A 13819-nucleotide genomic window follows, 5' to 3' on the forward strand; every position below is an offset into this window, starting at 1 on the left:
ACCCCTTTGAGTATTTCAAGCATGACAGGTTATGCGGTGGCGACCAGCGAAGGCGCTGCCGGCACCCTCACCATCGAGATCAAGAGCGTCAACTCGCGCTTCCTCGATCTCCAGTTCCGTATCAACGACGAGCTGCGCGCGCTGGAGCCCGACCTGCGCGCCGCCATCATGGCCGCCATCACGCGCGGCAAGGTCGAAGTGCGCCTGTCCTTCGGCCGCAAGACCGCGGGCGGGTCGCAGGCGCTCAACCACGAACTGCTGTCCGACCTGGCGCGCCTGCAGAACGAGGTGACCAAGCACTTCCTTTCCGCCCCGCAGATGACCGTCGCCGAGCTGCTGCGCTGGCCCGGCGTCATCGAGGAATCGACCGTGGGCCAGGAGTCGCTGCAGGCCGACGTTGCCGCCCTCGCCGCCACCACCATCGCCGCTTTCGTGGACAGCCGCAAGCGCGAAGGCGCGGCGCTGGAAGCGATGCTGCTCTCGCGCATCGAAGCGATGGAAACCATCGTCAAGCGCATCACCCCGCTCATCCCGCAGGTGATCAACCAGTTCCAGCAAAAGGCCGTCGAGCGCATGCAGGACGCGCTGGGCCTGGCCGGCCACGGCAACCCGTCCGTCCTGAGCCGCCAGGAAGTGCTGGAACGCATCCGCCAGGAAGTGACGCTCTACGGCATCCGCATCGACGTGTCCGAAGAGCTGTCGCGCCTGTCGGCCCACCTGAACGAAACGCGCCACATCCTGAAGAAGGGTGGCCAGGTCGGCAAGCGCCTCGATTTCATGATGCAGGAACTGAACCGCGAGGCCAACACCCTGGGCGCCAAGGCGTCGGTGAAGGAACTGGCCGATGCGTCGATGGAGCTCAAGCTGCTCATCGAGCAGATGCGCGAGCAGGTGCAGAACCTCGAGTAATCGATATAGATTGTTGTCGTTGCGCAACAGCGCGACGGTGACCCTGAACGCGCGGGCGGGGGACCCGCCCACCCTACAGAGCGATATTGTAGGGTGGGCGGGTTTCCCGCCCGCGCGTTCGAACTTATGATGAACACCACGCGACCGATTGTCGCCAAAGAACTAACGCAATAAGGACCCAACCATGATCACTCCCGCCCTCTCCGGCAGCCTGTTCGTCGTCGCCGCCCCGTCCGGCGCCGGCAAATCGACCCTGGTCAACGCCCTGCTGAAGCTGGAACCGGGCATCAAGCTGTCGATCTCGACCACCACCCGGGCGCCGCGCCCGGGCGAGCAGGACGGCCGCGAATACCACTTCACGACGGCGGAAGACTTCATCTCGCGCGCCGACCGCGGCGAGTTCCTGGAGTGGGCGGAAGTCCACGGCAACTACTACGGCACCAGCCGCCTGACCGTGGAACAGGAAATGAAGACCGGGACCGACATCCTGCTGGAAATCGACTGGCAGGGTGCGCGCCAGGTCAGGAAGCAGTTCCCCGACGCGGCCGGCATCTTCATCCTGCCGCCCTCGATCGAAGCCCTGGAGGAGCGCCTGCACAAGCGCGGCACCGACGAACCGCACATCATTACCCGCCGCCTGCTGGCCGCCGGGGGGGAGATCGCTCACGCTCCGGAGTTCGAATATGCTATCATCAACGAAGAGTTCAACGTCGCCCTCGCGGAACTGCAGGCGATTGTCAAAGCGACACGTTGCCGTTTCGCCCAGCAGGCGGCGCGCAACGCCGACTTGTTTGCCCAGCTGGGAATCCACGCGCATCAACCAACTTTGTAAGTAAATAAGGGACATCGGAGAACCGTCGCGAGCGGCAGCAATGGTGGCCGAGAAGCGGAGCTGTACGTGAGTACAGTGAGCATCGCAGGCCGCCAGTGCAACGCGCACTAGGTTATCCGGTGTTCCCGTCCATTTAGGAGTGACCATGGCCCGTATCACCATCGAAGATTGCCTCAAGAACGTCCCGAACCGCTTCCAGCTGACCCTGGCCGCGACCTATCGCGCACGCCAGCTGCTGCAGGGCCACACCCCGAAGGTCGAAGCCAAGGACAAGCCGACCGTCGTCGCGCTGCGCGAAATCGCCGCTGGTAAAGTCGGCCTGGAAATGCTGAAGAAAGTCCCGATGTAATACTCAGGGGGCTCGGGCGCTTCCTTCGACGAATCTGTTATGCTGTTCTTCATACTGGCTGATCGATATAACGTATGAAATTGTCTTCCCCGGATTCGACCCATCCAGTCCCCACGCCTGCCCGCTCCAAGCGACCGGGCAAACCGCAAGACGCCGAGGCAGCGGCGCCCGCCCCGGGCGTCGCTTCGGTCACGCAGCTCATCAACAAGCTGTCCGACTACCTCACCCCCGCCGAGCTCAAGAAAGTCAAGGAAGCCTACCGCTTCTCCGACGAGAAACACCTCGGCCAGGTCCGCAAGTCGGGCGAGCCGTACATCTCCCATCCGATCGCCGTCGCCGAGATCTGCGCCGAGTGGAAGCTCGACGCCCAGGCCATCATGGCCGCGCTGCTGCACGACGTGATCGAAGACCAGGACGTCAAGAAGGACGAGCTGATCGAGCGCTTCGGCGCCCAGGTCGCCAACCTCGTCGACGGCCTGTCCAAGCTCGAGAAGATCGAGTTCCAGAGCCAGATCGAGGCCCAGGCCGAGAACTTCCGCAAGATGCTGCTGGCGATGGCCTCGGACGTGCGCGTCATTCTGATCAAGCTGGCCGACCGCCTGCATAACATGCGCACGATGGGCGTGATGCTGCCGGCCAAGCGCCGCCGCATCTCGCGCGAAACGATGGAAGTCTACGTGCCGATCGCGCACCGCCTCGGCCTGAACAACATCTACCGCGAGCTGCAGGACCTGGCCTTCGCGCACCTGTACCCGCTGCGCTACTTCACGCTGGCCAAGGCCATCAAGGCGGCGCGCGGCAACCGCCGCGAGGTGGTCAAGAAGATCCTCGAGGCGGTCAAGAACCAGCTTGCCAGCGCAGGCATCCAGGCCGAAGTCTACGGCCGCGAGAAGACCCTGTACGGCATCTACAAGAAGATGCGCAACAAGCACCTGTCGTTCTCGCAGGTGCTGGACGTGTACGGCTTCCGCGTGGTGGTCGACACGGTCCCGAACTGCTACGTCGCGCTCGGCACCCTGCACGCCCTGTACAAGCCGATGCCCGGCAAGTTCAAGGACTACATCGCGATCGGCAAGATCAACGGCTACCAGTCGCTGCACACGACCCTGATCGGCCCCTACGGCACCCCGGTCGAGTTCCAGATCCGCACCCAGGAGATGCACCGCACCGCCGAGAGCGGCGTGGCGGCGCACTGGCTGTACAAGACCGGCGACTCGAACATGTCCGACCTGCAGCAACGCACCCATGCATGGCTGCAGTCGCTGCTCGACATCCAGCAGCAGACCGGCGACTCGGCCGAGTTCCTCGAACACGTCAAGGTCGACCTGTTCCCGGATTCGGTCTACGTGTTCACGCCGAAGTCGAAGATCATCGCGCTGCCGCGCGGCGCCACGGCGCTCGACTTCGCCTACTCGATCCATACCGGCATCGGCGACCATACGGTCTCGGTCAAGATCAACAACGAGCCGGCGCCGCTGCGCAGCGAGCTGCACAACGGTGACATCGTCGAGATCGTCACCGACCCGGAATCGCGCCCGAGCCCGACCTGGCTGAGCTTTGTCCGCACCGGCAAGGCGCGCTCCGCGATCCGCCACTACCTGCGCACGGTGAACGTGAACGAGTCGGTCGAGCTGGGCCAGGAACTGCTGGCCGGTGCGCTGGCCGCGCGCAACATCGCTCCGGAACTGCCGCCGGCGACGGTGGAACGGCTGCTGGCCGAATCCTCGGCCAAGTCGATGGAAGAGCTGTATGCCGACATCGGCATCGGCAAGCGCATGCCGCAGCTGGTGGCGCGCCACATCTTCGGCCTGATGGAGGCCGATCCGGAGCACAAGCCGTCGAGCCAGCCGCTGCCCGCCGCCGAGATCGATCCGGTCACGATCTACGGCAGCGAAGGCGTGTCGGTGCAGCTGGCGCCGTGCTGCCTGCCGATCCCGGGCGACCAGATCGTCGGCCAGCTGCGCCGCGACCAGGGCCTGGTGGTGCATACCTGCGAGTGCCTGCCGGCCAAGCGCGTGCGCGCCAAGGAGCCGGACCGCTGGATCGCCGTGCAGTGGGGCGAAGAGCTCAACCGCCGCTTCGACTGCCGCATCCGCCTGCTCATCAACAACGAGAAGGGCATCCTGGCGCGGGTCGCGGCCGAGATCGGCGAGTCCGACGCCAACATCACCTATGTCGGCATGGACGAGGACGACGAACACCTGATGACCCAGCTGCGCTTCACCATCCAGGTGAAGGACCGGGTGCACCTGGCGCAGCTGATCCGCAACCTGCGCAGGGTAGCGGGCGTGAACCGGGTCGAGCGCGAGCGGTCGTAGTGCTCTGCCCTCGCTGAAGCGCAAGAAAAAAGGTCCGACGTGTCGGACCTTTTTTTCGCACCATGCAGTACTCAGCCGGCGGCCGCCGGATCAAGCGCAAGCTGCGCGCGCGGCATGCCCTGCTGGCGCACGGGGCGCCCCTCCCGTTCGAGCCTGAACGTCCCGACCACCTGCGACAGTCCTGCCGCCTGCTCCTGCATGGCGACCGCCGCCGCCGCGGCTTCCTCGACCAGGGCCGCGTTCTGCTGGGTCACGCGGTCCATCTCGACGATCGCCCCGTTGACCTGCTCGATTCCCGCGCGCTGCTCTTCGCTGGCGTTGGCGATCTCGCTCATGATGGCGGTCACCTGGCCGATGCTGCGCACGATCTCGTTCATCGTCACGCCGGCCCGGTCGACCTGGCTGCCGCCTTCCGCCACCTTCGACACCGAGTCGTCGATCAGTGCCTTGATCTCCTTGGCGGCGCCGGCCGAACGCTGGGCCAGGTTGCGCACTTCGGACGCCACGACGGCGAAGCCGCGGCCCTGCTCGCCTGCACGCGCCGCTTCCACCGCGGCGTTGAGCGCCAGGATGTTGGTCTGGAAGGCGATGCCGTCGATGACGCCGATGATGTCGGCGATTCTTCGTGACGCCTCGTCGATCGCGCCCATGGTCGTCACCACCTCGCCCACCATCACGCCGCCCTGCTCGGCGATCATGGCGGCCTCGCCGGCCAGCCGGTTGGCCTGGCGGGCGTTGTCCGCGTTCTGCTTCACGGTCGAGATCAGTTCTTCCATCGAAGCCGCGGTCTCCTCGAGCGCGCCGGCCTGCTGCTCGGTGCGCGCGGACAGGTCCTGGTTGCCGGCCGCGATCTCGCCGGAGGCGACGGCGATGGTGCCGGTGCCGGCGCGCACGCGGCCGACGATATCGGCCAGGCTGTCGTTCATCGCGCCCAGGGCGCGCATCAGCTGGGCAGTCTCGTCGCGGCCGGCGACAACGATGCGGCGCGACAGGTCACCGGAAGCGACGTCTTCGGCCACGGCGACCGCGGCGCGCAGCGGCACGGTGATCGAGCGGGTGATCAGCCAGGCGCAGGCGATGCCCAGTGCGACGGCTGCCAGGCCCAGCCAGACCAGGAGCACGCGCGTGCTGGCGTAGGAGTCGAGGATGGAGGTGGCGATCCCGTCGGCGGCGGTGACCTGCATCCTGGCGAACTTGTCGATCGCTGCCTGGAACGCGGCGGTACGCGGCACCATCTGCTCGCGATGGACCGTAACGGCCAGGTCGTGGTCGCCGGCCAGCTTGGCCTTGAACAGCGCGTCGCGCGCGGCCAGGTAAGCGACATGCTCCTGCTTGACGACCTTGAACTGCTCCTTGACGCCCGGATTGCGCAGCGAACCTTCGATCTCGTTCTGCAACGCGGTCGAACGGGCCGAGACTGCCTTCATGCGTTCGGCCATGTCCACGGCCACCGCCGGATCGGTCGCCACGAACACGGTTTCCATCCGCGCATTGTTCAGTTCGATAAGCTTGCTCCACTCGGCCACGTTACGCTGGTTCTTGATGCTGGTGTTCACCAGGCGGTAGGTAAGGTCGCCGGCCGACTGCATGCGTACCAGCGCAGTGAGCGTTACGGCGAGCAACAGGGACAGGACGATGGCGAACCCGATGCCGAGCCGGGCACCGATCTTGAGGTTCTTCACGACGGGGATTCCTTCTGGGTGTAGCGGCGTGCCGCACCGGCGACGCACGGGAATGGATGGGACGGTTATAAGACAAGCGCCTGGACATGCAGGCAAGCCAAGCTGCACAGTGCGGAGCATAGCATTGCCACAGGGCAACTACGACGCATTGCGGCAAACGCGCAACTCAGGGATATCCCGTATTCCACTTGCCGCCCCGCCGTCGAACCGTGCGTCGCGGCGCAGCGGCGGCTGCTATTTTGCGGCACTGGACGCGCCTGCATGGCCAATGAAGGAGTCACGATGAAGACGGCAGTATTCAGCGCACGCCGCTATGACCGGACGATGCTGGAGCGGGCAAACGCCGGCGCCGGGCACGAACTGCGGTTTTTCGAGGACCGCTTGACGGCGGACAGCGCAAGCCTGGCGAAGGGATGCGAGGCGGTCTGCGTGTTCGTCAACGACAGCGTCGATGCGGCGGCGCTCGCCATCCTGGCGGCACAGGGAACGCGCCTGGTGGCGACGCGTTCCACGGGCTACAACCAGATCGACGTGGCCGCGGCCGAACGGCACGGCATTGCGGTGGTCCGCGTGACCGACTACTCCCCGCATTCGGTTGCAGAGTTTGCCGTGGGCTTGCTGCTTGCCGTGAACAGGAAAATCGCGCGCGCCAGCGCCCGCACGCGCGACGGCAACTTCGACCTGGAAGGCCTGATGGGCTTCGACCTGCATGGCAAGACCGTCGGCGTGATCGGGACCGGCAAGATCGGGACGATCTTCGCCAGGATCATGGCCGGCTTCGGTTGCACCGTCGTCGGCCACGATCCGTACCGGAGCGCGGCGTTCGAGGAAGCCGGCGGACGCTATGTGTCGGTCGACGAGTTGCTGTCGTGCAGCGACGTGGTGTCCCTGCATTGCCCGCTGACCGACGCGACCCGGTATATCGTGAACGCAGACGCACTGGCGCGCGCCAAGCGCGGCAGCATCCTCGTCAACACCAGCCGCGGCGGCCTGGTCGATACCGAAGCCGCCATTGCCGCCCTCAAGACCGGGCAACTGGGCGGCCTGGCGATCGACGTCTATGAGCAGGAAGCCAACCTGTTCTTCCAGGACCTGTCGTCGACGATCATCTGCGACGACGTCATCCAGCGCCTGGTGTCCTTCCCGAACGTGATCGTCACCGGCCACCAGGCCTTCTTTACCGTCGAGGCGATCGGGCAGATCATGCAGACGACGATCGACAGCATCAGCGCGTTCGAACGCGGCGAGGAACTCGTCAACCGGGTGCCGCGCGCATGACGCCCGGGGTTGCTGTGGCAGCTAGCCGGCCAGGACGGCGCGCTGGCGCTCTTCCTGCTCGCGCAGTTCCGGCGTCATCGCCTCGCCGAAGTCGTCCATCTCGAAGATCTGGCGGATCTCGATCTCGGCTTCGCCGCCCGCCATCGGCATGGGCACGCGCTTGACCCATTCGATCGCTTCTTCCTTCGACTTCACCTGCCAGATCCAGAAGCCGGCCAGCAGTTCCTTGGTCTCGGCAAAGGGGCCGTCGACCACACGCACGCTGCCGTCCTTGCCGAACTGCATGCGGGCGCCGCGCGAGGACGGGTGCAGTCCTTCGCCGCCCACCATCACGCCCGCCTTGAGCAGTTCGTCGTTGAACCTGCCCATCTTCGTGAGCAGTTTTTCGTCAGGCATCTGGCCGGCTTCGCTGTGTTTGTCCGCTTTCAGCAAAATCATGAATCGCATCGCATCCTCCATCGGTTCTGGTTGAAGACGGCGGCTGGTTGGTCCCCTTTTATCCGCCATTTGACAGCTCGACGATCGGCGCGACGCGAAATCGACATCGAATCGACATCGCCCGAACATTTTTTTGGATTATTCTTCCAGCGGCGCCAGCGCGAGGATGGCGTCGAAGGCCGCACAGGCGCCGGCGCAGGCTTCGGCGATCTCTTCCGGCGTGTTCACACGGGTGCGCAGCGCCTGCATGAAGGCACGCCAGCGCGGGCCCGGACCGCCCTCCTCGCCGCGCAGGTAGCGCAGCGGGTGCGGCGCCAGCGGTTCGGCCAGTTGCCTGTACAGCACGGCGCCGCCCAGTTGCGAGCCTTCGATCACGTAGGCCACGCCCCAGCGCCAGGCGGCGCTGGCATCGACGGGCCAGCCGGGTGCAGGGCGCAGCGGCGCGACCTCGGGCATGCCGGGCTCGGCAAGGTCGGCCTGGATCAGCGCCAGGCGTGGCACGGACGGCGGCGCCAATTCGGCCTGCGGGCCGTCGGCAAAGCCGGCCAGCCAGCTGTCGAGTGGCGCGAGCCAGTCGCGCACCATGCGCAGGTGGGCGGCGTAATCGTCGAGGGAAGCTGCGGGGGCGGACAACGGCAGGCCGCTGTCGAGCCGCTCGTGCCGGGAGGCAGTCGCAGTCCGCAGCGCGGCCAGTACATCGGTGTCGCGCGCGGAATCGTTGGAACGGTCCATGGGGCTCAATAAGCGGCGAATCGCTCATCTTACCAGCCCCGGTACTGCTCAGTCGGTGATGGGTTCGGGATACTCGACCGACAGGATCTCCAGCTCATCCGTACCAAGCGGTGTCTGCAGGGTGATGAGGTCGCCCTCCTTCGCCTTGGTCAGGGCGCGCGCCACCGGCGAGACCCAGCTGATCTTGCCCCTGAGCGGATCGAGCTCGTCGATGCCGACGATCGTGACCGTATGCTCCTCGCCCGCCTTGTTCAGGTAGGTGACGGTGGCGCCGAAGAAGACCTGGTCGTTGCCGTAATGCACACTCGGGTCGACCACGAAGGCCGAATCCATGCGCTTGGTGAGGAAGCGAATGCGGCGGTCGATCTCGCGCAGGCGGCGCTTGCCATAGATGTAGTCGCCGTTTTCCGAGCGGTCGCCGTTGGAGGCGGCCCAGTGCACGACCTTGACCACCTCCGGACGCTCGACGTCGATCAGCTGCAGCAGTTCGTCCTTGATGGCCTTGTAGCCGGCGGGCGTGATGTAGTTCTTGGCCCCGGCGGGAATCGCCTGGGCCAGCGCCAACGCGTCGTCGTCGTCGTCGTCGTTGTCCGTCTCTTTTACGAATGCCTTATTCATAAGCTTATTGTAACGGCAAGCGGCGCTGCCATACACCGGCTTGCCGTATCATGCGCATCATGAGACGAGCACAATCGCGTATTGCCTCACGCTCCCGGCTGTCGGCGCCTCTGGCCGCGCTGGCGGCGCTGCGCGCCACCGGCTTCTGGCGCCATGCCCGCGCCCTGGTCGCGGCCATGCGCCGGGGTGTGCGCACATCCTTGCGGCATGCCGGACGGCAGCCCGGCCACCTGATGCGCGTGCTGCGCCGCATGGGCGCGCGTTTGCGCACGCGCCAGCGGCAAGCCCAGGACAAACCCGACACCGAACACCAATGAGTCCACCAGTCCCACCCGCTCCCGCCCTGGCCGCCGAAATGCAGGCGGCCGCTTCCGAAATCTACCTGCTCGACGCCGCCACCCTCGGCATCGTCGACACCAACCAGGCCGCGCGCCTGAACCTCGGCCACGACGCGGCGGCCCTGGACGCGCTGGATTTCTGCGCTGTTGCGCCGACGCTCGACCGCGCGCAACTGGACGACCTGCTGGCCGGACTGGGCGAGGAAGTCGGCGCCCAGGCCAGCCTGCGCGCCAGCCTGCAGCGCGCCGACGGCAGCCGCTATCCGGTCAGGCTCACGTTCCTGCGCATCGTGCGCGACGGGCGCGCGCTGCTGCTGGCCATCGCCGACGACCTCACGCTGCTGGACGCCGCGGCCCAGGCACTGGTCCAGTCGCAAGCCCGTTTCGACGCCGTGGTGCGCAACACGCCGGGACTGGTCTACCAGTTCGTGCTGTACCCGGACGGCCGCATGGACTTCCCCTGGCTGAGCGACGGTTGCCCGGCCCTGCTGGGGCTGTCGGTGTCGGAACTGCAGCACGACGCCACCCTGTTCGAGCGCCTGATCCTGCCGGAAGACCGCAAGGGCTATGTCGAGGCAATGGCGGCCTCGCGCGCCGCCCTGACGGCCTGGAACTGGGAGGGCCGGATCTGGATCGACGCCTGGAAGGACGTCAAGTGGATCAACCTGCGCGCCACGCCGCACGCCATCGAGGGCGGCGCGGTGCAGTGGGACGGCATCATGACCAACATCACGGCCAGCAAGCACGAACAGCACGAGGTGCTGCGCTCGCGCGCGCGGCTGGCCGAGCTCACCGACCACATCGAGCAGGTCAAGGAACAGGAGCGCGCCCGCATCGCGCGCGAGATCCACGACGACCTCGGCGGCAACCTCACGGCCATCAAGATGGCGCTGTCCATGCTGGCGGCGCGCCTGCCGGGCGACCAGCCGGCGCTGCTGGAACGGGCCAACTACCTGGACGACCTGGTCGACCGCAGCATCGAGGCGGTGCACCGGATCTCGCTCGACCTGCGCCCGACCATGCTCGACCTGGGCATCGTCGCCGCGCTCGAATGGCAGGCCCGGGAATTCGAGAAGCAGATGGGCATCGCCTGCATCTTCCGCGGGCCGGACGACGACATCCTGCTGGACGACGACCACGCCACCGCCCTGTTCCGCATCTTCCAGGAAGCGCTGACCAACATCGCCAAGCACGCCGGCGCCACCCGCGTCACCGTCTCGCTGCGGCGCCAGCGCGCCCACCTGACCCTCGAGATCTGCGACAACGGCCGCGGCATCGTACCGAGCGACCGCCTCAAGCCGCAGTCCTTCGGCCTGCGCGGCATGAGCGAGCGGGCCAAGGCGCTGGGCGGCACGCTGGCCTTGTCGTCCGCGCCCGGAGGTGGCACGATGGTGACTATCAAGATCAGGCTGGCCGCTCCGCAACTTGCCCGCGATGCCGCCGCCTTCCCTCACAAGTCCAGGCAAGATGACTGACAAAGCAACAATTCGTGTATTCATCGCCGACGACCATGCGATCGTCCGCGAAGGCCTGAAGCAGATCCTGGCCGAGCAGCGCGACATCATCGTCGCGGGCGAGGCCGAAACCGGGCTCGACGCCGTCAAGCTGGTCGGCAAGGCGCGCCCCCACGTGATGCTGCTCGACATCTCCCTGCCCGACCGCAACGGCATCGAGGTGCTCAAGCAGATCAAGAAGGACAGGCCCGAGCTGGCCGTGCTGATGCTGTCCATGCACCGCGAGGACCAGTACGCGATCCGCTCGCTCAAGGCCGGCGCGGCCGGCTACATGACCAAGCAGAGCGCCCCGCGCGAGCTGGTCACCGCGATCCGCCAGGTGGCCGCCGGCCAGAAGTACGTCAGCGCCGCGCTCGCCCAGACCCTGGCCGCCCAGGTCGGCGAAGACCACGAGGCGCCGCTGCACGACGCCCTGTCCGACCGCGAATACCAGACCCTCACCATGATCGCCTCCGGCATGACGGTCAGCGACATCGCGCGCGAGCTGTCGCTGTCGGTCAAGACCGTCAGCGAGTACCGCGCCCGCCTGCTGGCGAAGATGAAGCTCAAGAACAGCGCGGAGCTGACGCATTATGCGATTCGCAACCAGCTCGTCGGGTAGCGACCGGGGAGGCGGACCCGGCAAGAAACCGGCACGATTGATTTTGATCCCGGTTGAACGCGCGGACGGCCGAGCCGTCCACCCTACGAACAATGGTGCGCGAACTTGTCGAATAAGCCAGTCGTTGTAGAACGGCAGGAATAAGACCTTTTGTTTCTGTTTTAATTGATGTGCGGCAAAAAAGCTGCTTATCATTACGCCACCCTGCAATCCGCGTCACTACAGCCATGTCCTTCCCGTCGTTGCCCCCCGTCCCCCCCGGCCAGAATCCCGCCGAGATCGCCCGCGAAGCCTTCCGCCGCCTCGCGACGCGCCGCATCGCGCCCACGCCGGATGCCTACCGGGCGATCTACGACGAGATTGCCGGGGTGCCGCCCGCGCCACCGGCCCCGCTGCCGCCGGCCCCGGCCCCGGCCGACAACCCTGCCGCCGACGTGCTGGCCGTGTTTGCCCGCCGCCTGGCCGACACGCCGGGCGAAGTGGCCGAGTACGGCCGCCGCATGCTGCGCGCGGCCAGGACCCAGGACTGGTCCGGCTACGCCCAGGCGCTCTCGCAGATGGCCGAGCGCCACCTGCGCCGCAACACGCCGGTGATGGCCCTCGGCGACGAAGACCCGGACGCGCGCCACCTGCGCGAGATGCTGGGCCGCTCGCTGGCCTACGCGCTGGCGACCCTGCTGGCCGGCAGCCCGGCACTGGCGCAGGAGGCCGAAGCGCTGGGCGGCGCGGTCAAGCTGGCGCGCGGCGATGCCGCGCTGCAGGAGCTGTCTGGGCGCCTGAAGCAGTTGTGCTACCAGATCGAACTGCGCAGCGGCGACGCGGCCGAGCAGCAGGAATTGCTGCTGCGCCTGTTCCGCCTGCTGCTCGACAACGTCACCGAACTGCTCGACGACGACAACTGGATGCGCGGCCAGATCGCCGCCGTGCAGGACCTGATCGCCGGCCCGCTCGACAGCCGTTCGCTGGAAGACGCGACGCGCAGCCTGAAGGACGTGATCCTCAAGCAGGGCCGGCTCAGGCACGGCATCGCGGATGTGCGCGCCACCATGAAGAACATGATGATGACCTTCATCGACCGTCTCGGTTCGGTGGCGGCGTCGACCGGCGACCACCATGCGCGGCTGGCCGGCTATTCGGAGCGCATCGGCCGCGCGTCCGGTATCGATGAGCTGAACGACGTGATGGAAGAGGTGCTGCGCGAGATGCGCGCCGCCCAGGACGAAGCGCTGGCCTCGCGCGACCGGATGGTGGAAGTGCACCGCGAGGTGCAGGAAGCCGAGGAGCGCATCCGCGCGCTGGAAGCCGAGCTGCAGCACATGAGCGAACTGGTGCGCGAAGACCAGCTCACCGGCAGCCTGAACCGCCGCGGCCTGGACGACGTGTTCGAGCGCGAAAGCGCGCGCGCCGACCGCCGCAACACGCCGCTGTGCGTGGCCATGCTCGACCTCGACAATTTCAAGAAGCTCAACGACACCTACGGCCACCTGGCCGGCGACAGCGCCCTCAAGCACCTGGTCAAGGTGGTGCGCGAGACGCTGCGCTCGATGGACGTGATCGCCCGCTTCGGCGGCGAGGAATTCCTGATCCTGCTGCCCGAGACGACGGTCGAGGCGGCGGCGGCGGCGATGGTGCGCGTGCAGCGCGAACTGACGCGCCACTTCTTCATGCACGACAACGAGAAGATGCTAATCACCTTCTCCTGCGGCGTGGCGCTGCGCCATCCGAACGAGGACCAGGCCAGCCTGATGGCGCGCGCCGACCGCGCCATGTACCAGGCCAAGCAGAGCGGAAAGAACCGGGTCGTGGTCGCCGGCTGACGCCTGTAGATTAGCGCCGCTTAATCAAACCGCAAAAAGTTAAGCGCAGCTGAATGTACGCTGCGTCCTGGCGCTGATCGTTTACCGCTTACGTGCCCGGCGCCCCCAGCGGACGCGCGGCATTGCGCATCTCGTCGCGCGCGCCCTGGGCCCCGACGGCCTTCAACATGCGGTCGGTCGAGGTGCGGTCTTTCAGGCGGCTGCCGGTCATCTGGTGCCCATCCTGCCCGGCGGTGTTGCCGGCGTTGGCGATCAGTTCGGCCTCGGTGGGGACGTCCTGGGCATCCGGCGCCGTGGCGCATCCCGTCAACGCCAGGGCCAGTGCGGTGCACGCTGCTGCAATCATCTTCATTTCGTTCTCCGGACAAGAAGCGGATGGGCCGTCAATACGGC

14 protein-coding genes are annotated in these 13819 nt (G+C 66.6%); 9 read left to right on the top strand and 5 right to left on the bottom strand.

From position 1 onward, the window contains the following. The first annotated feature begins 21 nt into the window (after positions 1–21). The 4 genes from ACFFJK_RS14490 (at position 22) to ACFFJK_RS14505 (ending at position 4408) form a co-directional block, all read left to right on the top strand. The gene (locus tag ACFFJK_RS14490; RefSeq protein WP_379680051.1) at positions 22–909 is read left to right on the top strand and encodes a YicC/YloC family endoribonuclease; all 888 of its coding nucleotides are present in this window, start codon (positions 22–24) and stop codon (positions 907–909) included. A 184-nt stretch (positions 910–1093) separates the two neighbouring features. Next, positions 1094–1741: a guanylate kinase gene (gene gmk, locus ACFFJK_RS14495; protein ID WP_379680053.1), complete on the top strand. Its 648-nt coding sequence runs from the start codon at positions 1094–1096 to the stop codon at positions 1739–1741. A gap of 145 nt (positions 1742–1886) precedes the next feature. After that, positions 1887–2090, top strand: coding sequence for a DNA-directed RNA polymerase subunit omega (gene rpoZ / locus ACFFJK_RS14500; RefSeq protein WP_005665923.1), 204 nt, complete (start codon positions 1887–1889; stop codon positions 2088–2090). Positions 2091–2164: 74 nt separating this feature from the next. Next, a complete protein-coding gene (locus tag ACFFJK_RS14505; RefSeq protein WP_379680055.1) occupies positions 2165–4408 on the top strand; it encodes a RelA/SpoT family protein in 2244 nt (747 codons plus the stop codon). Between the two features lie 71 nt (positions 4409–4479). On the opposite strand, the gene ACFFJK_RS14510 is transcribed toward ACFFJK_RS14505, so the two are convergent. Next, on the bottom strand, positions 4480–6090 hold the full coding sequence (locus tag ACFFJK_RS14510; RefSeq protein WP_379680057.1) for a methyl-accepting chemotaxis protein: 1611 nt from the start codon (positions 6088–6090) through the stop codon (positions 4480–4482). Between the two features lie 282 nt (positions 6091–6372). Here ACFFJK_RS14510 and ACFFJK_RS14515 point away from each other — a divergent pair, with 282 nt between their 5' ends. Continuing rightward, positions 6373–7368, top strand: coding sequence for a 2-hydroxyacid dehydrogenase (locus ACFFJK_RS14515; RefSeq protein ID WP_379680058.1), 996 nt, complete (start codon positions 6373–6375; stop codon positions 7366–7368). A gap of 21 nt (positions 7369–7389) precedes the next feature. Here ACFFJK_RS14515 and ACFFJK_RS14520 read toward each other — a convergent pair whose 3' ends face one another. The 3 genes from ACFFJK_RS14520 to greB form a co-directional block, all read right to left on the bottom strand. Beyond that, positions 7390–7815: a YciI family protein gene (locus ACFFJK_RS14520; RefSeq protein ID WP_379680060.1), complete on the bottom strand. Its 426-nt coding sequence runs from the start codon at positions 7813–7815 to the stop codon at positions 7390–7392. A gap of 129 nt (positions 7816–7944) precedes the next feature. Beyond that, positions 7945–8538, bottom strand: a complete 594-nt coding sequence (locus ACFFJK_RS14525; RefSeq protein ID WP_379680061.1) for a biliverdin-producing heme oxygenase — start codon at positions 8536–8538, stop codon at positions 7945–7947. 48 nt (positions 8539–8586) lie between these two features. Continuing rightward, positions 8587–9156: a transcription elongation factor GreB gene (gene greB / locus ACFFJK_RS14530; RefSeq protein WP_379680062.1), complete on the bottom strand. Its 570-nt coding sequence runs from the start codon at positions 9154–9156 to the stop codon at positions 8587–8589. A gap of 59 nt (positions 9157–9215) precedes the next feature. Here greB and ACFFJK_RS14535 point away from each other — a divergent pair, with 59 nt between their 5' ends. The 4 genes from ACFFJK_RS14535 to ACFFJK_RS14550 all read left to right on the top strand — a co-directional run bounded on the left by ACFFJK_RS14535 (position 9216) and on the right by ACFFJK_RS14550 (position 13426). Then, positions 9216–9473: a hypothetical protein gene (locus ACFFJK_RS14535; protein WP_379680063.1), complete on the top strand. Its 258-nt coding sequence runs from the start codon at positions 9216–9218 to the stop codon at positions 9471–9473. Beyond that, on the top strand, positions 9470–10969 hold the full coding sequence (locus ACFFJK_RS14540) for a sensor histidine kinase (protein ID WP_379680064.1): 1500 nt from the start codon (positions 9470–9472) through the stop codon (positions 10967–10969). Before ACFFJK_RS14535 ends, ACFFJK_RS14540 begins: the two co-directional genes overlap by 4 nt. Further along, the gene (locus ACFFJK_RS14545) at positions 10962–11609 is read left to right on the top strand and encodes a response regulator (protein ID WP_379680065.1); all 648 of its coding nucleotides are present in this window, start codon (positions 10962–10964) and stop codon (positions 11607–11609) included. The genes ACFFJK_RS14540 and ACFFJK_RS14545 overlap by 8 nt, the downstream gene beginning before the upstream one ends. Before the next feature lie 227 nt (positions 11610–11836). Then, positions 11837–13426: a GGDEF domain-containing protein gene (locus ACFFJK_RS14550; protein ID WP_379680066.1), complete on the top strand. Its 1590-nt coding sequence runs from the start codon at positions 11837–11839 to the stop codon at positions 13424–13426. Positions 13427–13514: 88 nt separating this feature from the next. Here ACFFJK_RS14550 and ACFFJK_RS14555 read toward each other — a convergent pair whose 3' ends face one another. After that, positions 13515–13778 carry a hypothetical protein gene (locus ACFFJK_RS14555; protein ID WP_379680067.1) on the bottom strand — a complete coding sequence of 88 codons (264 nt, stop codon included), beginning with the start codon at positions 13776–13778 and terminating at the stop codon, positions 13515–13517. Between the last annotated feature and the right edge of the window lie 41 nt (positions 13779–13819).

This window comes from Massilia consociata, from assembly GCF_042432755.1.
Lineage (GTDB): Bacteria > Pseudomonadota > Gammaproteobacteria > Burkholderiales > Burkholderiaceae_D > Telluria > Telluria consociata.

What these genes read in the sequence shown, in the direction of transcription:
- ACFFJK_RS14540 (WP_379680064.1), top strand. Translation starts at nt 9,470, where the DNA reads ATGAGTCCACCAGTCCCACCCGCTCCCGCCCTGGCCGCCGAAATGCAG.
- ACFFJK_RS14545 (WP_379680065.1), top strand. Translation starts at nt 10,962, where the DNA reads ATGACTGACAAAGCAACAATTCGTGTATTCATCGCCGACGACCATGCG.
- ACFFJK_RS14525 (WP_379680061.1), bottom strand. Translation starts at nt 8,538, where the DNA reads ATGGACCGTTCCAACGATTCCGCGCGCGACACCGATGTACTGGCCGCG.
- gmk (WP_379680053.1), top strand. Translation starts at nt 1,094, where the DNA reads ATGATCACTCCCGCCCTCTCCGGCAGCCTGTTCGTCGTCGCCGCCCCG.
- ACFFJK_RS14505 (WP_379680055.1), top strand. Translation starts at nt 2,165, where the DNA reads ATGAAATTGTCTTCCCCGGATTCGACCCATCCAGTCCCCACGCCTGCC.
- ACFFJK_RS14515 (WP_379680058.1), top strand. Translation starts at nt 6,373, where the DNA reads ATGAAGACGGCAGTATTCAGCGCACGCCGCTATGACCGGACGATGCTG.
- ACFFJK_RS14535 (WP_379680063.1), top strand. Translation starts at nt 9,216, where the DNA reads ATGAGACGAGCACAATCGCGTATTGCCTCACGCTCCCGGCTGTCGGCG.
- ACFFJK_RS14490 (WP_379680051.1), top strand. Translation starts at nt 22, where the DNA reads ATGACAGGTTATGCGGTGGCGACCAGCGAAGGCGCTGCCGGCACCCTC.
- rpoZ (WP_005665923.1), top strand. Translation starts at nt 1,887, where the DNA reads ATGGCCCGTATCACCATCGAAGATTGCCTCAAGAACGTCCCGAACCGC.
- greB (WP_379680062.1), bottom strand. Translation starts at nt 9,156, where the DNA reads ATGAATAAGGCATTCGTAAAAGAGACGGACAACGACGACGACGACGAC.
- ACFFJK_RS14550 (WP_379680066.1), top strand. Translation starts at nt 11,837, where the DNA reads ATGTCCTTCCCGTCGTTGCCCCCCGTCCCCCCCGGCCAGAATCCCGCC.
- ACFFJK_RS14555 (WP_379680067.1), bottom strand. Translation starts at nt 13,778, where the DNA reads ATGAAGATGATTGCAGCAGCGTGCACCGCACTGGCCCTGGCGTTGACG.
- ACFFJK_RS14520 (WP_379680060.1), bottom strand. Translation starts at nt 7,815, where the DNA reads ATGCGATTCATGATTTTGCTGAAAGCGGACAAACACAGCGAAGCCGGC.